Here is a 23,541-nt window from a genome sequence, read left to right on the forward strand (position 1 = left end):
TACGAGGATCGTTTGTTACCTTTGACGTGGCACCGGCCCGATCCAAGCCCCCGGGCCCAACCTTCGTCGCTACGAGCGACCACTTGCCGCGAGGCGAGCATGGCGGGTCGGTGTCATTGAACGTCGTCCTTCACCGAAGGACCTGAAGAGGCCCACGTCACCCTGTGACGTGGGCCTCTTTCGTTGCCCGAACCCTTCTCGTAGAGTGGAATCCGTTTTCCGAAACCGCGGGCGCCCCGTGAACAAAACGTTCGCAATCAGGGGCGACTACCCCGTACTCAGGGGTAGGTGCGACGATCGGACGGCACAAAGCAGTGACACGGTGAAAGCAGAGGAAGTCGGCCATGGCAACGGCGCCCAGCGTCTCCTACTCGATGACGGTCCGGCTGGAGGTGCCCGCGAGCGGAACCGCGGTCTCGCAGCTCACCACGGCCGTCGAGTCCCACGGAGGCTCGGTGACCGGCCTCGACGTGACCGCTTCCGGCCACGAGAAGCTCCGGATCGACGTCACCATCGCGGCGACCTCCACCTCGCACGCCGACGAGATCGTCGAGCAGCTGCGTGACATCGAGGGCGTGACCCTCGGCAAGGTGTCCGACCGTACGTTCCTCATGCACCTCGGCGGCAAGATCGAGATGCAGTCCAAGCATCCGATCCGCAACCGTGACGACCTCTCCATGATCTACACCCCGGGTGTGGCCCGGGTGTGCATGGCGATCGCCGAGAACCCCGAGGACGCCCGCCGCCTCACCATCAAGCGCAATTCCGTTGCGGTCGTGACGGACGGCTCCGCCGTGCTGGGCCTCGGCAACATCGGCCCGATGGCCGCGCTGCCCGTCATGGAGGGCAAGGCGGCCCTCTTCAAGCGCTTCGCCGGTATCGACGCCTGGCCGCTGTGCCTGGACACCCAGGACACCGACGCGATCGTCGAGATCGTGAAGGCGATCGCCCCCGGCTTCGCGGGCATCAACCTGGAGGACATCTCCGCGCCGCGCTGCTTCGAGATCGAGGCCCGGCTGCGCGAGGCCCTCGACATCCCCGTCTTCCACGACGACCAGCACGGCACGGCGATCGTCGTCCTCGCCGCCCTGACCAACGCACTTCGCGTCGCGGGCAAGGCGATCGGCGACATCAGGGTCGTCATGTCCGGTGCGGGCGCGGCCGGTACGGCCATCCTCAAGCTGCTCATCGCCGCGGGTGTGAAGAACGCCGTCGTCGCCGACATCCACGGTGTGGTGCACGCGGACCGCGCCGACCTCGTCGAGGCCGCCGCGGACTCGCCGCTGCGCTGGATCGCGGACAACACCAACCCCGAAGGCCTCACGGGCACGTTGAAGGAGGCGGTGCGCGACGCCGACGTGTTCATCGGTGTCTCCGCCCCGAACGTGATCGACGGCGACGACGTGGCCGCGATGGCCAAGGACGCCATCGTGTTCGCGCTCGCGAACCCCGACCCCGAGGTCGACCCGGCAATCGCCCGCCAGACGGCGGCAGTTGTGGCCACCGGCCGCTCCGACTTCCCCAACCAGATCAACAACGTCCTGGTCTTCCCGGGCGTCTTCCGTGGCCTCCTGGACGCCCAGTCGCGTACCGTCAACACGGAGATGATGCTCGCCGCCGCGACCGCGCTCGCGAACGTGGTGACGGAGGACGAGCTCAACCCGAACTACATCATCCCCAGCGTCTTCAACGACAAGGTCGCGGGCGCGGTCGCCGGAGCGGTGCGTGACGCCGCGAAGGCGGCGGGGGCGACGGAAGCGGCCAACGCGACCGTGTAGTACGGGTCGAGCCGGGGCGCACGACCGCGTGAGAACGGTCGTCGTCACGCCTGTGACGGGCGCCACGACCGCCTGGAACCCGGCGCGTCGCGGAACGCGGGGCCAGTGGCCGCCTCTAGGGTGGCGGCCAGGCTCAGGCCTCGCAGGCCTATCCGTGTGACCCCCAAGGGTGTTCGTTTGACTCCCAGGGGTGCCGGATTGGCTTTCCCGCCGCAGGTGGGGGCAGGATGCGTCTTCGGGCGCGACGGTCTGGCTACGGACCCGGGTCCGGGGGCCGACCGAGGACCCTGGCAGCATCGGCTTCACTGTGCCCGATATGCGGCTCCGCCGCGTGGCACGCCTCAACAGCAAGAAGAACACGGGAGTAACAACATGAACCGCAGTGAGCTGGTGGCCGCGCTGGCCGACCGCGCCGAGGTGACCCGCAAGGACGCCGACGCCGTTCTGGCCGCTTTCGCCGAGACCGTCGGCGAGATCGTCGCCAAGGGCGACGAGAAGGTCACCATCCCCGGCTTCCTGACCTTCGAGCGCACCCACCGTGCCGCTCGCACCGCGCGCAACCCGCAGACCGGCGACCCGATCCAGATCCCGGCCGGCTACAGCGTGAAGGTCTCCGCGGGCAGCAAGCTCAAGGAAGCCGCCAAGGGCAAGTAAGGCCGGCCGGTACGTTCCCGCGGGCGCGGGACGCGTACAAGGCACAGCAACGCCAATGGGGCGGCCCCTTTCAGGGGGGCCGCCCCATCGTCGTACGTGCGTCCGCCGCGCGCCCGGCCGAGCACCGTGCCCGGCAGTTCGAGCGTCAGCCCAGTGCCTTGCCCGGCAGTTCGACCTTCGCGCCCAGCTCGACGAGCTTGTCCATGAAGTTCTCGTAGCCGCGGTTGATGAGCTCGATGCCGTGGACGCGGGACGTGCCCTGCGCCGCCAGCGCCGCGATGAGGTACGAGAAGCCGCCGCGCAGGTCGGGGATGACCAGGTCGGCGCCCTGGAGCTTCGTCGGGCCCGAAACGACCGCGGAGTGCAGGAAGTTGCGCTGGCCGAAGCGGCAGTTGGAGCCGCCGAGGCACTCGCGGTAGAGCTGGATGTGCGCGCCCATCTGGTTCAGCGCGGAGGTGAAGCCCAGCCGGGACTCGTACACCGTCTCGTGGATGATGGACAGGCCGGTGGCCTGCGTCAGCGCGACGACCAGCGGCTGCTGCCAGTCCGTCTGGAAGCCGGGGTGGACGTCCGTCTCCAGGGCGATGGACTTGAGCTGGCCGCCCGGGTGCCAGAAGCGGATGCCCTCGTCGTCGATCTCGAAGGCGCCGCCCACCTTGCGGTAGGTGTTCAGGAACGTCATCATCGACCGCTGCTGGGCGCCGCGGACGTAGATGTTGCCTTCGGTCGCCAGGGCCGCGGAAGCCCAGGAGGCGGCCTCCAGGCGGTCCGGGAGGGCCGCGTGGGTGTAGCCGCCGAGCGTGTCCACACCGGTGATGCGGATCGTCCGGTCGGTGTCCATCGCGATGATGGCACCCATCTTCTGCAGGACGCAGATCAGGTCCTCGATCTCCGGCTCCACGGCGGCGTTCGAGAGCTCCGTGACGCCCTCCGCGAGCACCGCGGTCAGCAGCACCTGCTCGGTCGCGCCCACGGACGGGTACGGCAGCTGGATCTTGGTGCCGCGCAGCCGCTGCGGGGCCTCCAGGTACTGGCCGTCCTCCCGCTTCTCGATCTTCGCGCCGAACTGCCGCAGCACCTCGAAGTGGAAGTCGATCGGCCGGCCGCCGATGTCGCAGCCGCCGAGCCCCGGGATGAAGGCGTGGCCCAGCCGGTGCAGCAGCGGGCCGCAGAAGAGGATCGGGATGCGCGACGAGCCCGCGTGGGCATCGATGTCAGCGACGTTCGCGCTCTCGACGTGGGAGGGATCGAGGACCAGCTCGCCGGGCTCCTCACCCGGACGGACGGTCACACCGTGCAACTGCAGCAGCCCGCGTACGACACGCACGTCGCGGATGTCGGGGACATTGCGCAGCCGGCTCGGCCCGCTGCCCAGCAGGGCGGCGACCATGGCTTTCGGTACGAGGTTCTTCGCACCGCGGACACGGATCTCGCCCTCAAGCGGGGTTCCGCCATGGACAAGCAGGACATCGTCGTTGACGGTCATGTATCTCGCGTTCCGATGAGTTGGGCAGGTGTGGGTCGTCGGCAGGCCGGTCGTACGGGAGCCGAACAGCAAGGGTAATGGCCGCCCACCCCGGCGTAGGAAGCCCACGGAGGACTCAGCTGCGTCATAGCTTGGACACAACACGAACCGTTCCGAATCGGGCACACGGGGTCACCGGTCCCGGCGTGCGCGGGCAACGCTTCGTTGCGCCCTGAGCTGCGTTCACTCCCGTACGGGTATTGGGTCCCCACATGAAGGGAATGTGCGGGATCATGTCTGGCATGACCGAGGTGTCCTCGCTCACAGGGCGGCTGCTCGTGGCCACGCCCGCCCTGGCGGACCCGAACTTCGATCGCGCGGTGGTGCTGCTCCTCGACCACGACGAGGAGGGCTCCCTCGGTGTCGTCCTCAACCGTCCGACCCCGGTGGGCGTCGGGGACATCCTGGAAGCCTGGGCCGGTCTGGCCGGGGAACCGGGTGTCGTCTTCCAGGGCGGCCCGGTCTCGCTGGACTCGGCGCTGGGAGTGGCGGTCATCCCGGGCGGCGCGGCCGGTGAGCGCGCGCCACTCGGCTGGCGGCGGGTGCACGGAGCGATCGGTCTGATCGATCTGGAGGCCCCGCCCGAGCTCCTCGCCTCGGCCCTCGGCTCGCTGCGCATCTTCGCCGGATACGCCGGCTGGGGCCCCGGCCAGCTGGAGAACGAACTGGTCGAGGGAGCCTGGTACGTCGTCGAGTCCGAACCCGGAGACGTCTCCTCCCCGTCGCCGGAGCGCCTGTGGCGCGAGGTCCTGCGCCGCCAGCGCAGCGAGCTGGCGATGGTGGCGACCTACCCCGACGACCCCTCCCTGAACTGACCGTCGTACCGGCCCCGGACCGGCACGCGACCCTTCCCTCATCTGATGGCCGTGACCCCCAGTACCCTTGGCTTCATGAGCACTCTTGAGCCTGAGACCCAGCCCCAGCGAGGCACGGGGACGGGGACCCTCGTAGAGCCGACGCCGCAGGTGTCGCACGGCGACGGGGACCACGAGCGCTTCGCCCATTACGTCCAGAAGGACAAGATCATGGCGAGCGCGCTGGACGGCACGCCCGTCGTGGCGCTGTGCGGCAAGGTGTGGGTACCGGGCCGCGACCCGAAGAAGTACCCCGTGTGCCCCATGTGCAAGGAGATCTTCGAGTCCATGGGCGCCGGTGGCGACCAGGGCAAGGGCGGCGACAAGAAGTAACGCCGAGGCTTCTCCCGGCGCAGTACGCCGCGTGGACCGAGCACGGCCGCGACACCCCTGGCGAGGGGCGTCGCGGCCTTGTCGTTCCCGGGGTCGGCCGTGCACCGCGGCGACAGCTCCACGCCCGCCCCTTCGCGCCCGAACAGGACCTCCCCCTGCCGCTCGGCCGCGTGCCCCGAGCGCCGATAGGACGACCCCTCCGAGGAGGGTCCCGCCGGTGACGAGCTCCACCTTCACCGGCGCTGGGGCAGGGCAAGGGCGTCGCGCAGGCCGGTGAAGGCGCCCGCGAAGGCCTCGCGAGAGGTCGCCGGGGGCTGAGCGTTGCACGGAGTGCGTCCCGTGGTCACAGAGTGGTTGAGACCTCTTGTGGGCACGTTCCTGTACTCCTTAGCCTCCGGAGTGTTGTGCAGAGCAAAACCGCCATTGCGCATGTTGCAACGCACCCCACCGGAGGACGCTCGATGAAGCTCTCTGCCCCCACATCCCTCGCGGCCCGGACGGTCACCTCTCTCGCGACCCGGACGGCGGCCGCCCTCGCGGCCCTCGTGGTCGCCACCGCCTGCGCTCCCCAGACCGCCGACAACTCCGGCTCCGGCAAGGACGAGAAGGCCGGCACGCTGCGGGTCTGGCTCTTCCAGGAGGTCGACAACGGGCCCAAGGCGAAGGTCGTCGACGCGGCCGTCGCCGCCTTCGAGAAGGCCCACCGGGGCACCGAGGTCACCGTCGAGTACATCCCCGTCGAGACCCGCGCCCAGCGCGTGAAGGCCGCCTTCAACGACCCGAAGAGCGCCCCGGACGTGATCGAGTACGGCAACACGGACACGGCCGGCTATGTGAAGGACGGCGGACTCGCCGACGTCACCGAGGAGTTCACCGCCTGGAGCGAGTCCAAGGACACCGACCCGACGGCCCGGCAGTCGGTGACGGTGGACGGGAAGATCTACGGCGCCCCCTACTTCGTCGGCGTCCGCGCGCTCTACTACCGCACGGACGTCCTCGAGGAACTGGGCCTCGACGTCCCGAGGACCCAGGCCGAACTGGCGGACACCGCCCGGCGGATCCACGCCGCGAAGCCCGACCTGTACGGGCTCGCCGTGGGCGGCGCCTACACGTACGGCGCGATGCCGTTCATCTGGGCCAACGGTGGCGAACTCGCGCAGGGCAAGGGCGGTTCGTACACCGCCGCCATCGACAGCGCGAACGCCCGGAAGGGCATCAAGGCCTACACCGCGCTCTTCGGGGACGCGAACTGTCCCGCCGCCAAGTGCGCGGGTATGGGCGGCAACGACACGGTGACCGCGTTCGCGTCCGGCAAGGCGGGCATGGCCATCGGCGGCGACTTCAGCCACGCGGCGATCGAGGCGGGCAAGGTGAAGGGCAAGTACGCGGTGGTGCCGCTGCCCGGTGTGAAGGCGGGCTCCGTGGCACCGGCGTTCGCGGGCGGCAACAACATCGGAGTCCTGAGGAGCACCTCGCACCGCACGCTCGCCGTCGACCTGATGGAGCGGCTGGCGTCCAAGAAGACCCAGGGCGAACTCTTCGACGCGATGGGCTTCCTGCCGACCTACACCGACGTCCGTGAGCAGGTCGCCGCCAGGGAACCCTTCGTCGCCCCGTTCGTGAAGACCCTCGCCGCGGGTGCCCGGTTCGTGCCGGCCTCCCCGGCCTGGGCGCAGATCGACGCCTCGCTGGTCCTGCCGACGATGTTCCAGGAGATCGTCAGCGGCAAGAAGGACGTGGCCGGGGCGTCGAAGGACGCGGCGAAGAAGATGAACGACGCGTTCGGCTCCGTGGGCTGAGCGGATGGCGACGCAGGACACACGCGCCGAGCGCGCCGGGCGGGGGACGGCCACCAAGGCGGGCCCCTGCACCCCCGGCTCCCGCATTCCCGGCTCCCGCATCCCCGCCTCCGCCCGCCGGAGCCCCGGGCCCGCGGCCGGTCCCGCCTGGCGCGGGCGCGCCGGCTGGACCCCCTGGCTCTACCTCGCCCCCGCCCTGGTCGTCCTCGGCGGTCTGCTCGTCTACCCGATCTACCAACTCGGCCTGATCTCCTTCCTGGAGTACACGCAGGCACAGGTCAGCGGCGGCGAACCGACCACGTTCCAGGGCTTCGGCAACTACACGGAGCTCTTCGCCGACGAACAGTTCTGGCAGGTGCTCCTCGCCACCGTGCTGTTCGCCGCGGCCTGCGTGGTGTCGACCCTGGTCACCGGATGCGCGCTCGCGGTCCTGCTCACCCGCGTACGGGCCGTCCCGCGCCTCGCCCTGATGCTGGCCGCGCTCGGCGCCTGGGCGACCCCGGCCGTCACCGGCTCCACGGTCTGGCTGTTCCTCTTCGACCCCGACTTCGGACCCGTCAACCGGGTGCTCGGGCTCGGCGACCACTCCTGGACGTACGGCCGCCTCAGCGCCTTCGCGCTCGTCCTGCTCGAAGTGGTCTGGTGCTCCTTCCCGTTCGTGATGGTGACGGTGTACGCGGGAATCCGCGCCGTACCGGCCGAGGTCCTGGAAGCGGCCGCCCTGGACGGCGCCTCGCAGTGGCGGATCTGGCGATCGGTGCTCGCGCCGATGCTCCGGCCGATCCTGGTGGTCGTCACCATCCAGTCGGTCATCTGGGACTTCAAGGTCTTCACCCAGATCTACGTCATGACGAACGGCGGCGGCATCGCCGGCCAGAACCTCGTCCTGAACGTCTACGCGTACCAGAAGGCGTTCGCGGCCTCCCAGTACAGCCTCGGCTCCGCGATCGGCGTCGTGATGCTGGTGCTGCTGCTCGGGGTCACGCTGGCGTATCTGCGGCTGCTGCGCCGACAGGGGGAGGAACTGTGAACGTCCTCGGACGTGTTGTCCGGCGGCCCTGGCGGCTGGCCGCCGAGACGACCGCTCTGCTCGTCGCGGCCGTCGTCGCCTTCCCCCTCTACTGGATGGTGCTCGGCGCCTTCCGGCCGTCCGGGGAGATCCGGTCCACCGAGCCCCGGCCCTGGACGCTTTCGCCCTCCCTGGATTCCTTCCGGCGCGTCTTCGGGCAGCAGGAATTCGGCCGGTACTTCCTCAACAGCCTTCTCGTGGCGGGCTCCGTGGTGGTGGCCTCGGCGCTCATCGCGTTTCTCGCGGCGACAGCGGTGACCCGATTCCGCTTCCGATTCCGGACCACCTTGCTGATCATGTTCCTGGTGGCGCAGATGGTGCCCGTCGAGGCCCTGACGATCCCGCTCTTCTTCCTGATGCGGGACTTCGGTCAGCTGAACACCCTGGGCTCCCTGATCCTGCCGCACATCGCCTTCTCGCTGCCCTTCGCGATCTGGATGCTGCGGGGTTTCGTCAAGGCCGTTCCGGACGCGCTGGAGGAGGCCGCGTACATCGACGGTGCGAGCCGCGCGCGATTCCTCTGGCAGATCCTTTTCCCGCTCGTCCTCCCCGGGCTCGTGGCCACCAGCGTGTTTTCCTTCATCTCGGCCTGGAACGACTTCCTGTTCGCCAAGTCCTTCATCATCAGCGACACCTCGCAGTCCACCCTGCCGATGGCCCTCCTCGTCTTCTACAAGCCGGACGAGCCCGACTGGGGCGGTGTCATGGCCGCCTCCACGGTGATGACGATTCCGGTGCTGATCTTCTTCGTACTCGTACAGCGACGACTCGTCTCCGGCCTCGGCGGAGCGGTAAAGGACTGATGGACATGATGGATACGGGTCTGATTCCGGCGCCGCGCGTCGTCGAGAGCGCCGCGCGCGGGGCGTTCGCGCTGGACGCGGCCACCACCCTGTGGGCCGCGCCCGGCACGGACACCACCGAACGCTGGCTGCGCTCGGCGCTCGGCGCGGCACTCGGACTACCGCTGCGACCTGGGACGCAGGACGCTCCCGGCGGCGTACGGCTGCTCCTCGACGACCGTCTGGGACCGGAGGCCTACCGGCTCGTCGTCGGCGACGACGGAGTCGAGATCCGGGGCGGCGACGCGGCCGGGGTCTTCTGGGGTGCGCAGACGCTGCGTCAACTGCTCGGCCCCGACGCCTTTCGCCGTGCCCCGGTCCGTCCGCGGACGACGTACGAAATCGCGCACCGCGTCATCGAGGACGCACCGCGATTCCGCTGGCGCGGTCTCATGCTCGACGTCTCCCGGCACTTCATGCCCAAGGAAGGCGTCCTGCGCTACCTCGACCTGCTGGCCGCGCACAAACTCAACGTCTTCCACTTCCATCTCACCGACGACCAGGGATGGCGTGTCCAGATCAACCGTTACCCGAGGCTGACGGAGGTCGGGTCCTGGCGCGCCCGCACCAAATTCGGCCACCGGGCCTCACCGTTGTGGGAGGAGAAGCCGCACGGAGGCTTCTACACCCAGGACGACATCCGCGAGATCGTCGCGTACGCGGCCGAGCGGCATATCGCCGTCGTCCCCGAAATCGACATCCCCGGCCACTCGCAGGCCGCCATCGCCGCGTATCCGGAACTGGGCAACACCGACGTCATCGACACGACCTCCCTGACCGTCTGGGACAACTGGGGCGTCTCCAAAAACGTACTCGCCCCCACTGACAACACCCTGCGCTTCTACGAGGGGGTCTTCGAGGAACTCCTCGACCTGTTCCCCGCGGACCCCGCGCGCTTCCCGGAGTTCTCGGGCTTCTTCCACATCGGCGGCGACGAGTGCGCCAAGGACCAGTGGAAGCGGTCGGCCACCGCACAGGCGCGCATCAAGGAACTCGGGCTCGCCGACGAGGACGCGTTGCAGTCCTGGTTCATCCGGCACTTCGACAACTGGCTCTCCGAGCGCGGGCGTCGGCTGATCGGCTGGGACGAGATCCTGGAGGGCGGTCTCGCGCCGGGCGCCGCGGTGTCGTCGTGGCGCGGGTACCAGGGCGGGGTGACGGCCGCGCGCGCGGGCCACGACGTCGTCATGTGCCCCGAGCAGCACGTGTACCTGGACTACCGCCAGGCCGCGGGCGAGGACGAGCCGGTGCCCATCGCCTACGTGCGCACCCTGGAGGACGTGTACCGCTTCGAGCCGGTTCCGCCGCAGCTCACCGAGGCGGAGGCGCGGCACGTGCTGGGCACACAGGCCAACGTGTGGACCGAGGTGATGGAGGACCACGCGCGCGTGGACTACCAGGCGTTCCCGCGGCTCGCCGCTCTCGCGGAGGTCGCCTGGAGCAGCCTGCCGGCCCCCGCGGAGCGGGACTTCGCCGGTTTCGAGCGGCGGATGGGCGCCCACTACGCGCGACTCGACGCCCTCGGGGTCGCCTACCGGGCGCCCGCGGGACCTCGGCCGTGGCAGCGGCGGCCCGGTGTGCTCGGACGCCCGATCGAGGGGGCGCCCCCGAACGTGTGAGACGGCTCACGACGGGCGTGCTCCCGGGCCAGTGCCCTGGCACCGTTGCCCCGCAAGGAAAAAAGGCCCCCAAGGGTCACCGAAGAGTGACAATTCGAGCTCACCGGTGATGCCGTGCGAAAACCGGCCATCTCCCTGGTGAGAGGGGCGAATGCCTCCTAGCGGACCCCCGCGTCGGGGGCCGGGGAAGATGTGCCAGAGTTGCCACGTCCGCCCTGTCAGCACGTACCGTACGGCAGCACAGGTGGGACCAGGTGGGGCAGCGGGAAGGGGCAACCGGTTTGACCACGCACGCACCGCAGGCGGCGCAGGCCGTGACGCTGCCCGTCTCGCTGGACGAGGCGGTGGCGGCACTGTCCGCCATGCCCGCGGCCGTTCCGGTGGCAGGCGGCACCGATCTGATGGCCGCGGTCAACTCCGGACAGCTGAGGCCGGCCGCGCTCGTCGGCCTCGGCCGGATCAGCGAGATCCGCGGCTGGCAGTACCAGGACGGCCACGCGCTGCTCGGCGCCGGCCTCACGCACGCCCGCATGGGCCGCCCCGACTTCGCCGCCCTCATCCCGGCGCTCGCCGCCGCAGCGCGGGCGGCCGGACCGCCGCAGATCCGCAACGCCGGAACCCTCGGCGGCAACATCGCCACGGCCGCGCCCACGGGTGACGCGCTGCCCGTACTGGCCGCCCTGGAAGCCACGCTGATCATCGCCGGCCCGGGCGGAGCCCGCCGCGAGATCCCGGTGTCGCACCTGCTCGCGGGCGTGGACATGCTCCGCGGCGGAGAACTCATCGGCTACGTGCGCGTGCCGCTGCTGCACGCCCCGCAGGTCTTCCTGAAGGCCACCGGGCGCACCGGACCCGGGCGCGCGATCGCCTCCGTGGCGCTCGTCCTCGACCCGGCCCGGCGCGGTGTGCGGTGCGCCGTCGGCGCCATAGCGCCGATGCCGCTGCGGCCCCTGGACGCCGAGGCGTGGGTGGCCCAGCTGATCGACTGGGACAACAGCCGCGCGATCGTCCCGGAGGCGCTGACCGCGTTCGGGGAGTACGTGGCCGCGGCCTGCATCCCTGACCCCGTCCCCGCCGAGGACGGATCCGTGGTGCCGCTCCCGCCCGCCGTACTGCACCTGCGGCGCACCGTCGCCGCGCTGGCCCGACGAGCACTGGGGAGGGCACTTTCGTGACCGACGACCAGCACGAAGAGAGCGCTCCGCGCAGCGGCGGCCGCTGGGATCCGCTGCCCCAGGGCGACTACGACGACGGCGCGACCGCCTTCGTCAAACTCCCCGAAGGGGGCATCGAGGCCCTCCTCGCCGCCCGGGAGCCGCTCGCGGCGCCCGGACACGGCTATGTGCCCCCGCAGATCGCCGTGACGCCCGCGCCGCCCGAGGCGGCGGACCCGGCGGCCACCGGAACGTGGGCCGCCCAGGGCGGCGCCGCCCCGTGGCCGGATCCGAACGCCGCGCAGCCCGGTGCCGACGGTCACGACGACCGGTTCTCGTACCACCCGGGGTCCACCGGGCAGTGGGAGTTCAACGACGCCCGGGACGGCGGCGCCGGACACGACGTCACCGGGCAGTGGTCGATCCCGGTGGCCGGAGGGGATCTTCCGGACGAATCGGGCGAGTTCACCACGTCGGCGCTCGTCGAGCAGTGGGGCGGCACACCGCCCGCCACGCTCCCGGGCGGCGCGTCCGCGCCCTGGGCCGGCGAGATCGGCCAGGCGTGGACCGCCGAGGCGCCCGAAGCGGCCCCTGAGGCCCCCACCGGGCCCGTACCGCAGCCGCAGGCCGAAACGCCCGCACAGGCCGCCCAGCGGCCCGTACAGCCCACCCACGAGGCCCCTGAGCCCGTCGCCGGCCCCGAGCCGGTGACCGCGGGGACCCACGAGGCGCCCGAGGCGGATCCCGCGCACGAGGCGGCGGGCACGGACGACGGGACGCGCGACGCGGACCACCCCGTCCAGGCCCCGCACAACGAACACCCCCTCGCCTCCTACGTCCTGCGCGTCAACGGCGCCGACCGGCCGGTCACCGACGCCTGGATCGGCGAGTCGCTGCTCTACGTGCTGCGCGAGCGGCTCGGCCTCGCGGGCGCCAAGGACGGCTGCTCGCAGGGCGAGTGCGGCGCCTGCAACGTCCAGGTGGACGGCCGGCTCGTGGCGTCCTGCCTGGTGCCCGGCGTCACCGCCGCCGGCAGCGAGGTACGCACCGTCGAGGGCCTGGCCACCGAAGGACAGCCCTCCGACGTCCAGCGCGCACTGGCCAAGTGCGGCGCCGTGCAGTGCGGTTTCTGCGTCCCCGGCATGGCCATGACCCTGCACGACCTGCTCGAGGGCAACCCCGCGCCGACCGAGCTCGAGACCCGCCAGGCCCTGTGCGGCAACCTGTGCCGCTGCTCCGGCTACCGCGGCGTCCTGGACGCCGTGCGCGAGGTCGTCGCCGAACGCGAGGCGCACTCCGCCGCCGCGGCCGAAGCCCCCGAGGCGGACGAGGCCCGCATCCCGCACCAGGCGGGTCCCGGCGCGGGCGGTGTCCACCCGTCCGCGTACGAGGACAATGCCGCGTACGGCTCCCGGGCGCAGCACGAACAGCCGTACGGCCAGGACGGAGGCCAGGCGTGACCAACCAAGCAGCGACCGCGACACCGGCGGTGCCCGAGACGGGCACCGAGCCCCTGCCGCACGGGCTCGGCGTCTCGCTGCCCACGGCCGAGGCCCGCGCCAAGACGGAGGGCACCTTCCCCTACGCCGCCGACCTGTGGGCCGAGGGCCTGCTGTGGGCCGCCGTGCTCCGCTCGCCCCACCCGCACGCCCGCATCGTGTCCATCGACACCAGCCACGCGCGCGAGATGCCCGGCGTACGTGCCGTCATCACCCACGAGGACGTGCCCGGCACCCCGCTGCACGGCCGCGGCCGTGCCGACCGCCCGGTGTTCGCCTCCGAGCTCGTACGCCACCACGGGGAGCCCATCGCGGCCGTCGCCGCCGACCACCCGGACACCGCGCGGATGGCCGCCGCGGCCGTCATCGTCGAGTACGAGGTGCTCGAACCGGTCACCGACCCCGAGCAGGCCTTCGAGGCCGAACCCCTGCACCCCGACGGCAACCTGATCCGTCACATCCCGCTGCGCCACGGCGACCCGGACGCCGTCGGCGACATCGTCGTCGAGGGCCTCTACCGCATCGGCCGCCAGGACCCCGCGCCCATCGGCGCCGAGGCCGGACTCGCCGTGCCCCGTCCCGACGGCGGCGTCGAGCTCTACATCGCCTCCACCGACCCGCACGCCGACCGCGACGCCGCCGCCGCCTGCTACGGCCTGGAACCCGCGCGCGTGAAGGTCGTCGTCACCGGCGTCCCCGGAGCCACCGCAGACCGCGAGGACCAGGGCTTCCAGCTCGCGCTCGGCCTGCTCGCCCTGACCACCGGCTGCCCGGTGAAACTCACCGCTACGCGCGAGGAGTCCTTCCTCGGCCACGCCCACCGGCACCCGACTCTGCTGCGCTACCGGCACCACGCCGACGCCGAGGGCACGCTGGTCAAGGTCGAGGCACAGATCCTGCTCGACGCCGGCGCCTACGCCGACACCTCCGGCGAGTCCCTGGCCGCCGCGGTCTCCTTCGCCTGCGGCCCGTACGTCGTCCCGAACGCCTTCATCGAGGGCTGGGCCGTCCGCACCAACAACCCGCCCTCGGGGCACGTGCGGGGCGAGGGTGCCCTCCAGGTCTGCGCCGCCTACGAGGCCCAGATGGACAAGCTGGCCAAGAAACTCGGCGTCGACCCCGCGGAACTGCGCCTGCGCAACGCGATGGCCACGGGAGACGTCCTGCCCACCGGCCAGACGGTGACCTGCCCGGCCCCGGTCGCCGAGCTGCTCCAGGCCGTACGCGACTTCCCGCTGCCCGCCCTGCCCAAGGACACGCCCGAGGACGAGTGGCTGCTGCCCGGCGGCCCCGAGGGCGCGGGCGAACCCGGCGCCGTACGCCGCGGTGTCGGCTACGCGCTCGGCATGGTGCACATGCTCGGCTCCGAGGGTGCCGACGAGGTTTCGACGGCCACCGTGAAGGTCCACGACGGCGTCGCCACCGTGCTCTGCGCGGCGGTGGAGACCGGCCAGGGCTTCACCACACTGGCCCGGCAGATCGTCCAGGAGACGCTCGGCATCGACGAGGTCCACGTGGCTCCCGTCGACACCGACCAGCCCCCGGCGGGCCCGAGCTGCCGCGGCCGGCACACCTGGGTGTCCGGCGGAGCGGTCGAGCGCGCCGCCAAGATGGTCCGTACACAGCTCCTCCAGCCGCTGGCCCACAAGTTCGGCATGTCCACCGAGCTGCTCCAGATCACCGACGGCAAGATCACGTCGTACGACGGAGTGCTGTCGACCACGGTCACCGAGGCGATGGACGGCAAGGAACTGTGGGCGACCGCGCAGTGCCGCCCGCATCCGACCGAACCGCTGGACGAGGCCGGCCAGGGCGACGCCTTCGTGGGCCTCGCCTTCTGCGCCATCCGCGCGGTGGTGGACGTCGACATCGAGCTGGGCTCGGTACGGGTCGTGGAGCTCGCGCTCGCCCAGGACGTCGGGCGGATCCTCAACCCGGCGCAGCTGACGGCCCGCATCGAGGCGGGCGTCACCCAGGGCGTCGGCGCCGCGCTGACCGAGAACCTCCGTACGGCCCGCGGCCTGGTCCGGCACCCCGACCTCACGGGCTACGCCCTCCCGACGGCCCTGGACGCGCCCGACATCCGCATCGTCAAGCTCGTCGAGGAACGCGACGTCGTCGCCCCCTTCGGCGCCAAGGCGGCCAGCGCGGTGCCGGTCGTGACGTCGCCGGCGGCCATCGCGTCCGCCGTGCGGGCGGCCACCGGCCGACCGGTCAACCGTCTGCCGATCCGCCCGCAGGCGGCGGTGGTGACGGCGTCGTGACCGCGCGGGAGCCGGCGGCCGGCGAAGCCGTGCCGGGCCGTGGACTCCCGTCGAACGCCGACGCCCCCGCAGTGAGCGGCGGCGAGCCCGGACAGCCGCGCTACGAACCCGCGCCCGGCGTCGGGAAGCTGCTGCTCTGGTTGCTGCTCTTCGTCCTGGCGGCCGTGGTGGTCGTCGTGGGCGGCGTCTACTTCGGCTGATCTCCGCCGGTCTCCTGCTTCGGCTGATCTCCGCCGGTCTCCGGCCCACCCTGTTCCGTGGGAAGCCTGTTCCCGCGTGTTTCTGGCGTTGTCAGTGGGGCGGCGTATGGTTCTGGCTCAATGGGGAACTGCCGTGGGACGACCGGCCGTTCATCCGTGGGGGAAGCACAATGCGTTCACATGCGCGGGGGAGCCATGAGTACGACTGACACCGATGTCGGCGGCGCGATCACGCTGGCCGACGACGAGCTGGATCCGTTCATCACGCACGCGGGCACGCGGGACCGCCTCACCGGCCCCGGACTGCCCGGCGACGGCACGCTCCTCGGGTTCGGCGCGCTGCGGGAGCACGGCCTGCGCACCGTCGCCGACCTGGCGGGCGGTGCCGACAAGCTCGCCGAGGAGCTGCGCGACCGGCTCGTCATCGGGGCGCTGCGCAGCCTGGACCGGGACCTGGAGTCGATCGTGCTGGACGGGACGACGGGCGAGGTCTCCTCGACGCACGTCCTGCGGAACCCGGCCCACCTGGACCTCTCACCCCTGGCGCCCTCCCTGGAGGCCCTGCTGCGCTTCGCGGCGGCCACCGAGGAACTGACCCTGTCCCGGGGCGGGCCGGGCCCGTTCGGCCCGAAGGCGGTCGCGGAGGTGTCGGACCGGCTGAGCGCCGTCTTCGAGGACGGTGTGGGCGGGCACGTACCGCCGTACTGGCGGATGGCGGCCCTGATCCGCCCGCTCGCCCGGATCGCCGGACCCGGTGAAGGACTCGTCCTCGGCCTGCCCAAGCGGCTGCTGGACGAGGAGTTCGGCGCGGGCGAGATCATGCGCTTCGAGGACGTCGACTTCCCGCCCGCGCTGACGCACGAACCGACCCGCCGCTTCCTGCGGGAGACCGGCCTGCCCGAGGACGGCTTCCTCTTCCAGCTGGACACGGAGGTGCCGCTGCCGGCCCTCACCGAGTACTACGCGGACGAGCGCCCCGACGAGTTCTCCGCGGGCCTGCTCCCGGCCGCCGCCGACCGCCTGATCCGCCTCGGCTACCTCCTGGAGGACACCAGCCTGGTCGTGGACGGCGTCACGGGCGCGGTGCTGGCCTGGAGCGAGCCGGACCTCACCCTGCGCCCGCTCAACGCGGACATCTCCACGCTCGCGTTCACCCTCTGGCTCCTCCACCGTGAGAAGTCGGTGGACGCGGCCCACGGTCTCAGCGGCTCCTACGAACAGCTCGCCGCCACTCTGACCGAGACCCTCGCCGCCGTCGACCCCGCCGCCTGCGACCCGACCCCGTCCCTCCCGGGCGACGACGGCCGACGCCACTGGCCCGAGATATTCGAAAACCGGGCGGGCGGCACCCTGTACGCCTAGCAGCACCGGCCCCGCTCCGGCGGGCGCGAACCCGGGCAGGGCGCACCCCGCTCGGGCGGCAGCTGCCGCCCGAGGAGACGGACGTCCAAGGGGCGGCACCTTCGCACCAGTTGTGAGCGGAATTATTGATTCTTTGCCGTTTTGCCGAGGAAATAGTTGACCGTGATCCGGTAATTGCTCCAGGTGCTTTCCCGTCTTGCTTGGGTGACAATCGGTATGGACGTACGGCTTCTCTGCTGTGAAATGAGGGAATGCAGTGGACCTCTACACTGACTTGACCGACGCGCAGAAGAAAGCGCTCAAGGAGAACGCGGACGACCTGGAAAATCTGCAACCTCAGCTAGATGAGGTACACGAAAAGGTGCTGTCTCGCCTGGAGAGAGCAGGGCTAGGGAATGGAATGGACATACTGAACTGCCTGGCCTGTATTGCGTGCGAGGGATGGACCCGTGGCAGTAACGGTAGGTGCGGCAGTTGCTCCCATGGCTGGTTCTCTCACAACGTGAAATAGCAGTCCCTGCGGCGACGCCAGGGGAAATGGTGCGTCCCGGCTTCTCCAAGGAGGCGCTGGCGTGCGCTCCGGCCGTCGCGCCGCGAGCCGGTGATCAGCCTTCGGTGGCACGCGCTCAAGGTCCACTGGCACAGGGCAATCGGTTCTGGCCGTCACCCGTCTATTGCCCAGTGTGTCAAGAAGAATTGGCTGGCATCTGTGTACCGGTGATCCTGGGTGGTACCGCCTGTGGCCAGCGTGACCGCACACCCGTCACGGCGCTCACGTAACTGGGACTGCACAGGACACGCTTCAAGCCCTGGCGCGCCCGTATAGGGCGGCGTCAACTGAGACGGAAACTAAGACGGGCGAACAGAAATGGAGGCACCCCCTCGGGGTGCCTCCATTCCATTTTGCCTGTTCAGGCACTGGAGGCCGTGGCGGGAATTGAACCCGCGTAACTCGCTTTGCAGGCGAGTCCCTGAACCACTCGGGCACACGGCCGTTCTCAGGTGCGGCACGGCTCACTCGTTCCGAACCTGATGGCTCGACCGTAGGGGGGTTCGGGGGCGGGCTCAAGGGTTCCGGCGCCGCCGCAACGCGACTGCCACATGCCGTTCATGAACCGCGGTGCGGCCGGGTCGGAGCGGGGAGGGCCGGGGCGCCGGGGGAGTGGTCGTACGACCAAAGGACCGGTTGATCACCGTCTTCGGACAGGAGTCAGTGCGGGCTGCGCACCTTACGCTGGCGGCCATGACAGCAGTGGAAGCGCGCGACGTCGCGACAGCCTTGTCCGAGCGGGCGGGCGGGGTGCTGAGCCGGCCGTACCGGGCGCTCAGCATCGGCATCGTGTCCGTGGTGCTGGTGATCGCGTTCGAGGCGACCGCCGTGGGGACCGCGATGCCCGTCGCCGCGCGGGAGCTCGACGGGGTCGCCCTGTACGCGTTCGCGTTCTCCGGGTATTTCACGACGAGCCTGTTCGGGATGGTCCTCGCCGGGCAGTGGTCCGACCGCGACGGGCCGCTGGCCTCGCTGGCCTCGGGCATCGGCGCGTTCGCGGCGGGGCTGCTGCTGTCCGGGACGGCCGGCGGCATGTGGGTGTTCATCCTCGGGCGGGCCGTCCAGGGACTCGGCGGCGGGCTCGTCATCGTCGCGTTGTACGTCGTCGTCGGGCGGGCCTACCCGGAGCGGCTGAGGCCCGCGATCATGGCCGCGTTCGCGGCGGCCTGGGTCGTGCCGTCCGTGGTCGGACCGCTCGCGGCGGGCGCGATCACCGAGCACCTCGGCTGGCGCTGGGTGTTCATCGGGATTCCGGCGCTGGTCGGCGTTCCGCTCGCGCTCGCGCTGCCCCAGATACGGCGGCGGGCCTCGGGACCCGCGGGGGCGGGCGACCGCGCGCCGCTGGACCGGCGGCGCATCCGGCTGGCGTTCGGGATCGCGCTGGGCGCGGGGCTGCTCCAGTACGCCGCCCAGGATCTGCGCCCGCTCTCCCTCGTACCCGCCGCGGCCGGTGCCGCGCTGCTCGTCCCGGCCGTGCGCGGACTGCTGCCGCACGGCACATGGCGCGCGGCGCGTGGGCTGCCGTCCGTGGTGCTGCTGCGCGGGGTCTCCGCGGGCGCCTTCATCTCCGCCGAGTCCTTCGTGCCGCTGATGCTCGTCACCCAGCGGGGGCTGTCGCCGACGCTCGCCGGACTCTCCCTCGCGGCCGGCGGCGGCACCTGGGCGCTGGGCTCCTGGGTGCAGGCGCGGCCGCGTGTGGAGCCGTACCGGGACCGTCTGATGTTCGTCGGCATGCTGCTGGTCGCGGCGGCCGTCGCGACCGCGCCGAGCGTGCTGATCCCCGCCGTGCCGGTGTGGACCGTCGCCGTCGCCTGGGCGTTCGGCTGCTTCGGGATGGGCCTGGTGATCGCCTCGACCAGCGTGCTGCTGCTCCATCTCTCGGCCCCCGAGGAGGCCGGCAGCAACTCGGCCGCCCTACAGATCTCCGACGCCCTGTCGAACGTGCTGCTGCTCGCCGTGGGCGGAGCCGCTTTCGCGGCCCTGGGCGGCGGCGCGGTGGCCCACGCGACCACCGACGCGGGCTCCGGCGCCCACAGCTCCCACCCGGCCGCCTTCGCCGCGGTGTTCCTGCCGATGGCCGCGGTGGCGCTGGTGGGGGCGTGGGTGACGACACGGTTGCGGGAGCGGTAGGACGTATGACTTCGACCCCCGGGTCCTGGGCCCTGCCGAGCCGGTGTGCGGGCATCGGACGCGGATCGCCGTGCGCCGCTCGGGCGGATCGCCGTGCGCCGCTCGGGCGGATCGCCGTGCGCTGCTCGGGCTGATCGCCTCGCGTCCGGGGGTGCCGTACGAGGCGATGTGACCTCAATCCCATCCGCCGGTGACCCGGCCTCGTCCGCACCTCGGGACGAGCCGGGCGCCGGTAGGGTGGCCCGGTTGTCATACGTAGCCGAGCCGCCCACCCGTCACCGCTGACGCGTCGCGCGTGGACCCGGACGCTCCCATTCGACACCCAGACCGGAGACCGTGACTACCACCGCCGCCAGCGCCTCCTCGCACTCGCATCACCTCTCGCCCGCCTTCCCCGGCCGCGCCCCCTGGGGCACCGCCAACAAGCTGCGTGCCTGGCAGCAGGGGGCGATGGAGAGGTACATCCAGGAGCAGCCGCGCGACTTCCTGGCCGTCGCCACCCCCGGCGCCGGCAAGACGACGTTCGCGCTGACACTCGCGTCCTGGCTGCTGCACCACCACGTCGTGCAGCAGGTGACCGTGGTCGCGCCGACCGAGCACCTGAAGAAGCAGTGGGCCGAGGCGGCCGCGCGGATAGGGATCAAGCTCGATCCCGAGTACAGCGCCGGGCCGCTCAGCAAGGAGTACCACGGCGTCGCCGTGACGTACGCCGGTGTCGGTGTGCGGCCGATGCTGCACCGCAACCGCTCCGAGCAGCGCAAGACCCTCGTCATCCTCGACGAGATCCACCACGCCGGTGACAGCAAGTCCTGGGGCGAGGCCTGCCTGGAGGCGTTCGAGCCCGCCACCCGCCGGCTTGCGCTCACCGGTACGCCGTTCCGCTCCGACACCAACCCCATCCCCTTCGTCACGTACGAGGAGGGGAGGGACGGCATCCGGCGGTCCTCCGCCGACTACACGTACGGCTACGGGTCCGCCCTCGGCGACGGCGTCGTGCGGCCCGTCATCTTCCTCTCCTACAGCGGCAACATGCGCTGGCGCACCAAGGCGGGCGACGAGATCGCCGCCCGGCTCGGCGAGCCGATGACCAAGGACGCCATCAGCCAGGCCTGGCGCACCGCGCTCGACCCGCGCGGCGAGTGGATGCCGAGCGTGCTGCGCGCCGCCGACCAGCGGCTCACCGAGGTGCGCAAGGGCATCCCGGACGCCGGGGCCCTCGTCATCGCCTCCGACCAGGACTCGGCCCGCGCCTACGCCAAGCTGATCCGCGAGATCACCGGCACCAAGGCGACCGTCGTGCTGTCCGACGACTCCGGAGCCTCGAACCGCATCGACGAGTTCAGCCACGGTGACGCCCGGTGGATGGTCGCCGTGCGCATGGTGTCCGAGGGCGTCGACGTGCCGCGCCTGGCCGTCGGCGTGTACGCCACCACCATCTCGACACCCCTCTTCTTCGCACAGGCCGTCGGCCGTTTCGTGCGGTCCCGCAGGCGCGGCGAGACCGCGTCCGTGTTCCTGCCGACCGTCCCCGACCTCCTCACCTTCGCCAACGAGATGGAGGTCGAGCGCGACCACGCCCTCGACAAGCCCAAGAAGGAGGGCGAGGAGGACCCGTACGCCGAGTCCGAGCAGGAGATGGAGGAGGCGAACAAGGAGCAGGACGAGGACACCGGCGAGCAGGAGCAGTTCTCCTTCGAGGCGCTGGAGTCCGAGGCCGTCTTCGACCGGGTCCTCTACGACGGCGCCGAGTTCGGCATGCAGGCCCACCCCGGGAGCGCGGAGGAGCAGGACTACCTCGGTATCCCCGGGCTTCTCGAACCCGACCAGGTGCAGCTGCTGCTCCAGAAGCGGCAGGCCCGGCAGATCGCGCACAGCCGCAAGAAGCCGGACGAGGAGGCGGACCTCCTCGAGCTCCCGGCCGAGCGCCGACCCGTCGTCTCCCACAAGGAGATGCTGGAACTGCGCAAGCAGCTCAACACCATGGTCGGCGCGTACGTCCACCAGAGCGGCAAGCCGCACGGCGTGATCCACACCGAGCTGCGACGCGTCTGCGGCGGCCCGCCGAGCGCGGAGGCCACGGCGGGACAGCTCCGTCAGCGGATCGCCAAGGTCCAGGAGTGGGCCACCCGGATGCGGTGATGTCCGGGCGGAGCTTCTGCCGGATGCGTGCGGTCCGTACGGAGTGAGTTTCGGATCTGTGCGGTCCGGTCGTGGTGCCGTCCGGGTGTGGTGCCGTCCGGTCGTGGTGCCGTCCGGGTGTGGTGCCGTCCGGTCGTCCCATCGTGATGTCGTCCCGTCGTGTTGCCGTCCTGTCGTGATGTCGTCCGGTCGCGCATGACATCAGGGCGTTGTGACGTCCGGAAGTGGTGACGTCCGGACTTGGTGACATCAGGCTTGGTGCGTCCGGTGCGGTGATGTCCGAACGTCGTGACATCCGGATGCGGTGGTTCCGGGGGAGGTGGCCGTTTCCGGGACCGGGCCATGGGCGGGGAGTCCGCCGGGCGGGGTGACATGGCGAACCGGTTACCTCCGGAGCCGCTGGTATCCGGAACTCGTGACACGGGGTGCGAGCCCCGTACCGAGGGGGCGCGCTCCCTCCGGGGAGGCGTGCACCGCGGCCTGTGCGCTGCGTGCATGGGCGGTGTACGCCGCGTGGCGCGCGCCCCGCGTTCTGGGACAAACGGAATCACTCCGTACCAGCTCGTGCCCGGATTCTGGACGGAGGCTTCCGCTGAGCGGGACCGGCTCGCTACTGTCCCGCTACGCACACGCCCCGTGGCAGCGCCGCCGCGGAGCGCAGCCGTGAAGCGACTGCACCCGGGAAGAGCCCGGGTTGCCGGCCGACCGGCGGCCTCTGAAGCGCGTCGCCGACGGGACTCGGTGACGCATCCGCCGAGAGAGGGCCGTCGACCTCACCACTAAGGAGTGGGCGTCGTGACCGCGGAGACCTCTCAGACGCTCGACCGGGGACTGCGCGTCCTCAAGCTGCTCGCCGACACGGATCACGGGCTGACCGTCACCGAGCTTTCGAACAAACTGGGCGTCAACCGGACCGTGGTGTACCGGTTGCTCGCCACGCTGGAGCAGCACGCCCTCGTACGCCGTGATCTGGGCGGCCGTGCCCGGGTCGGGCTCGGTGTGCTGCGCCTGGGCAGCCAAGTGCATCCGCTGGTACGGGAGGCCGCGCTGCCCGCGCTGCGAGCGCTGGCCGAGGACATAGGGGCGACGGCTCATCTGACGCTGGTCGACGGGACGGAGGCGCTCGCCGTCGCCGTCGTCGAGCCGACGTGGACGGACTATCACGTGGCCTACCGCGCCGGTTTCCGGCACCCCCTGGACCGGGGGGCCGCGGGCCGCGCGATCCTCGCCGCCCGGCAGGCGCCGGCGGGGGAGCCCGGGTACACGCTCACCCACGGGGAACTGGAGGCGGGCGCGAGCGGGGCGGCGGCGCCGCTGATCGGGGTGACGGGGGTCGAGGGCAGCGTGGGCGTGGTCATGCTGGCGGACGCCGTGCCCGAGCGGGTCGGACCGCGCGTGGTCGACGCGGCCCGGGAGGTCGCGGACGCCCTGCGCTGACCGCGGCAGCCGGCCGTCGGCACTCCGGCCCACGTGACCCAGCGCCCGTGTTCCACCCCGTGACCGTGCCTCGTGACGCCGACCCGTTGGCTCCGACCCGCGTGAGGTCGGCCCATGTGCCGCCGGCCCACGTGGCATCGGCCTACGTGGCATCGGCCCATGTGCCACCGGCCCACATGGCACCGGCCCATGTGCCACCGGCCCACGTGCCACCGACCCACGTGACGCCGCGGCTCATGACAGGGGCCCACGTGACGTCGCCCACGTGACGCCAAGCCCCACACCGCCGACCCTCAGGACGCCGACCCTCCTGCCGCCGGGCTCATGGGCCGC

General features: G+C 71.3%; 18 protein-coding genes and 1 tRNA gene. 16 read left to right on the forward strand and 3 right to left on the reverse strand.

The window, feature by feature from the left end; all coding sequences use genetic code 11:
- The first annotated feature begins 344 nt into the window (after nt 1-344).
- The gene (locus OOK38_RS17730; protein WP_266759300.1) at nt 345-1,778 is read left to right on the forward strand and encodes an NAD-dependent malic enzyme; all 1,434 of its coding nucleotides are present in this window, start codon (nt 345-347) and stop codon (nt 1,776-1,778) included.
- 372 nt (nt 1,779-2,150) lie between these two features.
- Entirely contained in the window at nt 2,151-2,432 is a 282-nt protein-coding gene (locus tag OOK38_RS17735) for an HU family DNA-binding protein (RefSeq protein ID WP_007382399.1), read from the forward strand.
- A gap of 145 nt (nt 2,433-2,577) precedes the next feature.
- On the opposite strand, the gene murA is transcribed toward OOK38_RS17735, so the two are convergent.
- Entirely contained in the window at nt 2,578-3,918 is a 1,341-nt protein-coding gene (gene murA / locus OOK38_RS17740; protein WP_266759298.1) for a UDP-N-acetylglucosamine 1-carboxyvinyltransferase, read from the reverse strand.
- Nucleotides 3,919-4,199: 281 nt separating this feature from the next.
- Here murA and OOK38_RS17745 point away from each other — a divergent pair, with 281 nt between their 5' ends.
- Both OOK38_RS17745 and OOK38_RS17750 read left to right on the forward strand, forming a co-directional pair.
- A complete protein-coding gene (locus tag OOK38_RS17745) occupies nt 4,200-4,772 on the forward strand; it encodes a YqgE/AlgH family protein (RefSeq protein WP_266759296.1) in 573 nt (190 codons plus the stop codon).
- Nucleotides 4,773-4,847: 75 nt separating this feature from the next.
- A complete protein-coding gene (locus OOK38_RS17750) occupies nt 4,848-5,144 on the forward strand; it encodes a DUF3039 domain-containing protein (protein ID WP_103554931.1) in 297 nt (98 codons plus the stop codon).
- A 233-nt stretch (nt 5,145-5,377) separates the two neighbouring features.
- Here the strand turns inward: OOK38_RS17750 and OOK38_RS17755 are convergent, their stop codons facing one another.
- Nucleotides 5,378-5,518, reverse strand: coding sequence for a hypothetical protein (locus OOK38_RS17755; protein WP_266759292.1), 141 nt, complete (start codon nt 5,516-5,518; stop codon nt 5,378-5,380).
- A gap of 87 nt (nt 5,519-5,605) precedes the next feature.
- Here OOK38_RS17755 and OOK38_RS17760 point away from each other — a divergent pair, with 87 nt between their 5' ends.
- The 9 genes from OOK38_RS17760 to OOK38_RS17800 all read left to right on the forward strand — a co-directional run bounded on the left by OOK38_RS17760 (nt 5,606) and on the right by OOK38_RS17800 (nt 16,952).
- Nucleotides 5,606-6,943: an extracellular solute-binding protein gene (locus OOK38_RS17760; RefSeq protein ID WP_266848578.1), complete on the forward strand. Its 1,338-nt coding sequence runs from the start codon at nt 5,606-5,608 to the stop codon at nt 6,941-6,943.
- Between the two features lie 4 nt (nt 6,944-6,947).
- Entirely contained in the window at nt 6,948-7,973 is a 1,026-nt protein-coding gene (locus OOK38_RS17765; protein WP_266848579.1) for a carbohydrate ABC transporter permease, read from the forward strand.
- Nucleotides 7,970-8,815 carry a carbohydrate ABC transporter permease gene (locus OOK38_RS17770; protein WP_266759286.1) on the forward strand — a complete coding sequence of 282 codons (846 nt, stop codon included), beginning with the start codon at nt 7,970-7,972 and terminating at the stop codon, nt 8,813-8,815. The genes OOK38_RS17765 and OOK38_RS17770 overlap by 4 nt, the downstream gene beginning before the upstream one ends.
- Nucleotides 8,815-10,473 (forward strand): beta-N-acetylhexosaminidase, encoded by a 1,659-nt coding sequence (locus tag OOK38_RS17775; RefSeq protein ID WP_266759284.1) that lies wholly within the window; start codon nt 8,815-8,817, stop codon nt 10,471-10,473. Before OOK38_RS17770 ends, OOK38_RS17775 begins: the two co-directional genes overlap by 1 nt.
- 281 nt (nt 10,474-10,754) lie before the next feature.
- A complete protein-coding gene (locus tag OOK38_RS17780) occupies nt 10,755-11,648 on the forward strand; it encodes a xanthine dehydrogenase family protein subunit M (protein WP_266759283.1) in 894 nt (297 codons plus the stop codon).
- Nucleotides 11,645-13,087: a 2Fe-2S iron-sulfur cluster-binding protein gene (locus OOK38_RS17785; protein WP_266759281.1), complete on the forward strand. Its 1,443-nt coding sequence runs from the start codon at nt 11,645-11,647 to the stop codon at nt 13,085-13,087. Before OOK38_RS17780 ends, OOK38_RS17785 begins: the two co-directional genes overlap by 4 nt.
- Nucleotides 13,084-15,390, forward strand: a complete 2,307-nt coding sequence (locus OOK38_RS17790) for a xanthine dehydrogenase family protein molybdopterin-binding subunit (RefSeq protein ID WP_266759280.1) — start codon at nt 13,084-13,086, stop codon at nt 15,388-15,390. The genes OOK38_RS17785 and OOK38_RS17790 overlap by 4 nt, the downstream gene beginning before the upstream one ends.
- Nucleotides 15,387-15,590: a hypothetical protein gene (locus OOK38_RS17795; RefSeq protein ID WP_266759278.1), complete on the forward strand. Its 204-nt coding sequence runs from the start codon at nt 15,387-15,389 to the stop codon at nt 15,588-15,590. Before OOK38_RS17790 ends, OOK38_RS17795 begins: the two co-directional genes overlap by 4 nt.
- Before the next feature lie 195 nt (nt 15,591-15,785).
- Nucleotides 15,786-16,952: an SUKH-4 family immunity protein gene (locus OOK38_RS17800; protein ID WP_266848580.1), complete on the forward strand. Its 1,167-nt coding sequence runs from the start codon at nt 15,786-15,788 to the stop codon at nt 16,950-16,952.
- Between the two features lie 919 nt (nt 16,953-17,871).
- Here the strand turns inward: OOK38_RS17800 and OOK38_RS17805 are convergent.
- A tRNA-Cys gene (locus OOK38_RS17805) sits at nt 17,872-17,946 on the reverse strand.
- A gap of 249 nt (nt 17,947-18,195) precedes the next feature.
- Between OOK38_RS17805 and OOK38_RS17810 the strand changes: the two genes are divergently transcribed.
- The 3 genes from OOK38_RS17810 to OOK38_RS17820 all read left to right on the forward strand — a co-directional run bounded on the left by OOK38_RS17810 (nt 18,196) and on the right by OOK38_RS17820 (nt 23,208).
- A complete protein-coding gene (locus OOK38_RS17810) occupies nt 18,196-19,632 on the forward strand; it encodes an MFS transporter (RefSeq protein WP_266759274.1) in 1,437 nt (478 codons plus the stop codon).
- 336 nt (nt 19,633-19,968) lie between these two features.
- Nucleotides 19,969-21,771, forward strand: coding sequence for a DEAD/DEAH box helicase (locus OOK38_RS17815; RefSeq protein ID WP_266759272.1), 1,803 nt, complete (start codon nt 19,969-19,971; stop codon nt 21,769-21,771).
- Nucleotides 21,772-22,566: 795 nt separating this feature from the next.
- Nucleotides 22,567-23,208, forward strand: coding sequence for an IclR family transcriptional regulator (locus OOK38_RS17820; RefSeq protein WP_266759270.1), 642 nt, complete (start codon nt 22,567-22,569; stop codon nt 23,206-23,208).
- Nucleotides 23,209-23,541: the final 333 nt, after the last annotated feature.

Source organism: Streptomyces sp. NBC_00568 (assembly GCF_026341855.1).
Taxonomy (GTDB): domain Bacteria; phylum Actinomycetota; class Actinomycetes; order Streptomycetales; family Streptomycetaceae; genus Streptomyces.

What these genes read in the sequence shown, in the direction of transcription:
- OOK38_RS17730 (WP_266759300.1), top strand. Translation starts at nt 345, where the DNA reads ATGGCAACGGCGCCCAGCGTCTCCTACTCGATGACGGTCCGGCTGGAG.
- OOK38_RS17735 (WP_007382399.1), top strand. Translation starts at nt 2,151, where the DNA reads ATGAACCGCAGTGAGCTGGTGGCCGCGCTGGCCGACCGCGCCGAGGTG.
- murA (WP_266759298.1), bottom strand. Translation starts at nt 3,918, where the DNA reads ATGACCGTCAACGACGATGTCCTGCTTGTCCATGGCGGAACCCCGCTT.
- OOK38_RS17745 (WP_266759296.1), top strand. Translation starts at nt 4,200, where the DNA reads ATGACCGAGGTGTCCTCGCTCACAGGGCGGCTGCTCGTGGCCACGCCC.
- OOK38_RS17750 (WP_103554931.1), top strand. Translation starts at nt 4,848, where the DNA reads ATGAGCACTCTTGAGCCTGAGACCCAGCCCCAGCGAGGCACGGGGACG.
- OOK38_RS17760 (WP_266848578.1), top strand. Translation starts at nt 5,606, where the DNA reads ATGAAGCTCTCTGCCCCCACATCCCTCGCGGCCCGGACGGTCACCTCT.
- OOK38_RS17765 (WP_266848579.1), top strand. Translation starts at nt 6,948, where the DNA reads ATGGCGACGCAGGACACACGCGCCGAGCGCGCCGGGCGGGGGACGGCC.
- OOK38_RS17775 (WP_266759284.1), top strand. Translation starts at nt 8,815, where the DNA reads ATGGACATGATGGATACGGGTCTGATTCCGGCGCCGCGCGTCGTCGAG.
- OOK38_RS17800 (WP_266848580.1), top strand. Translation starts at nt 15,786, where the DNA reads ATGAGTACGACTGACACCGATGTCGGCGGCGCGATCACGCTGGCCGAC.
- OOK38_RS17810 (WP_266759274.1), top strand. Translation starts at nt 18,196, where the DNA reads ATGACAGCAGTGGAAGCGCGCGACGTCGCGACAGCCTTGTCCGAGCGG.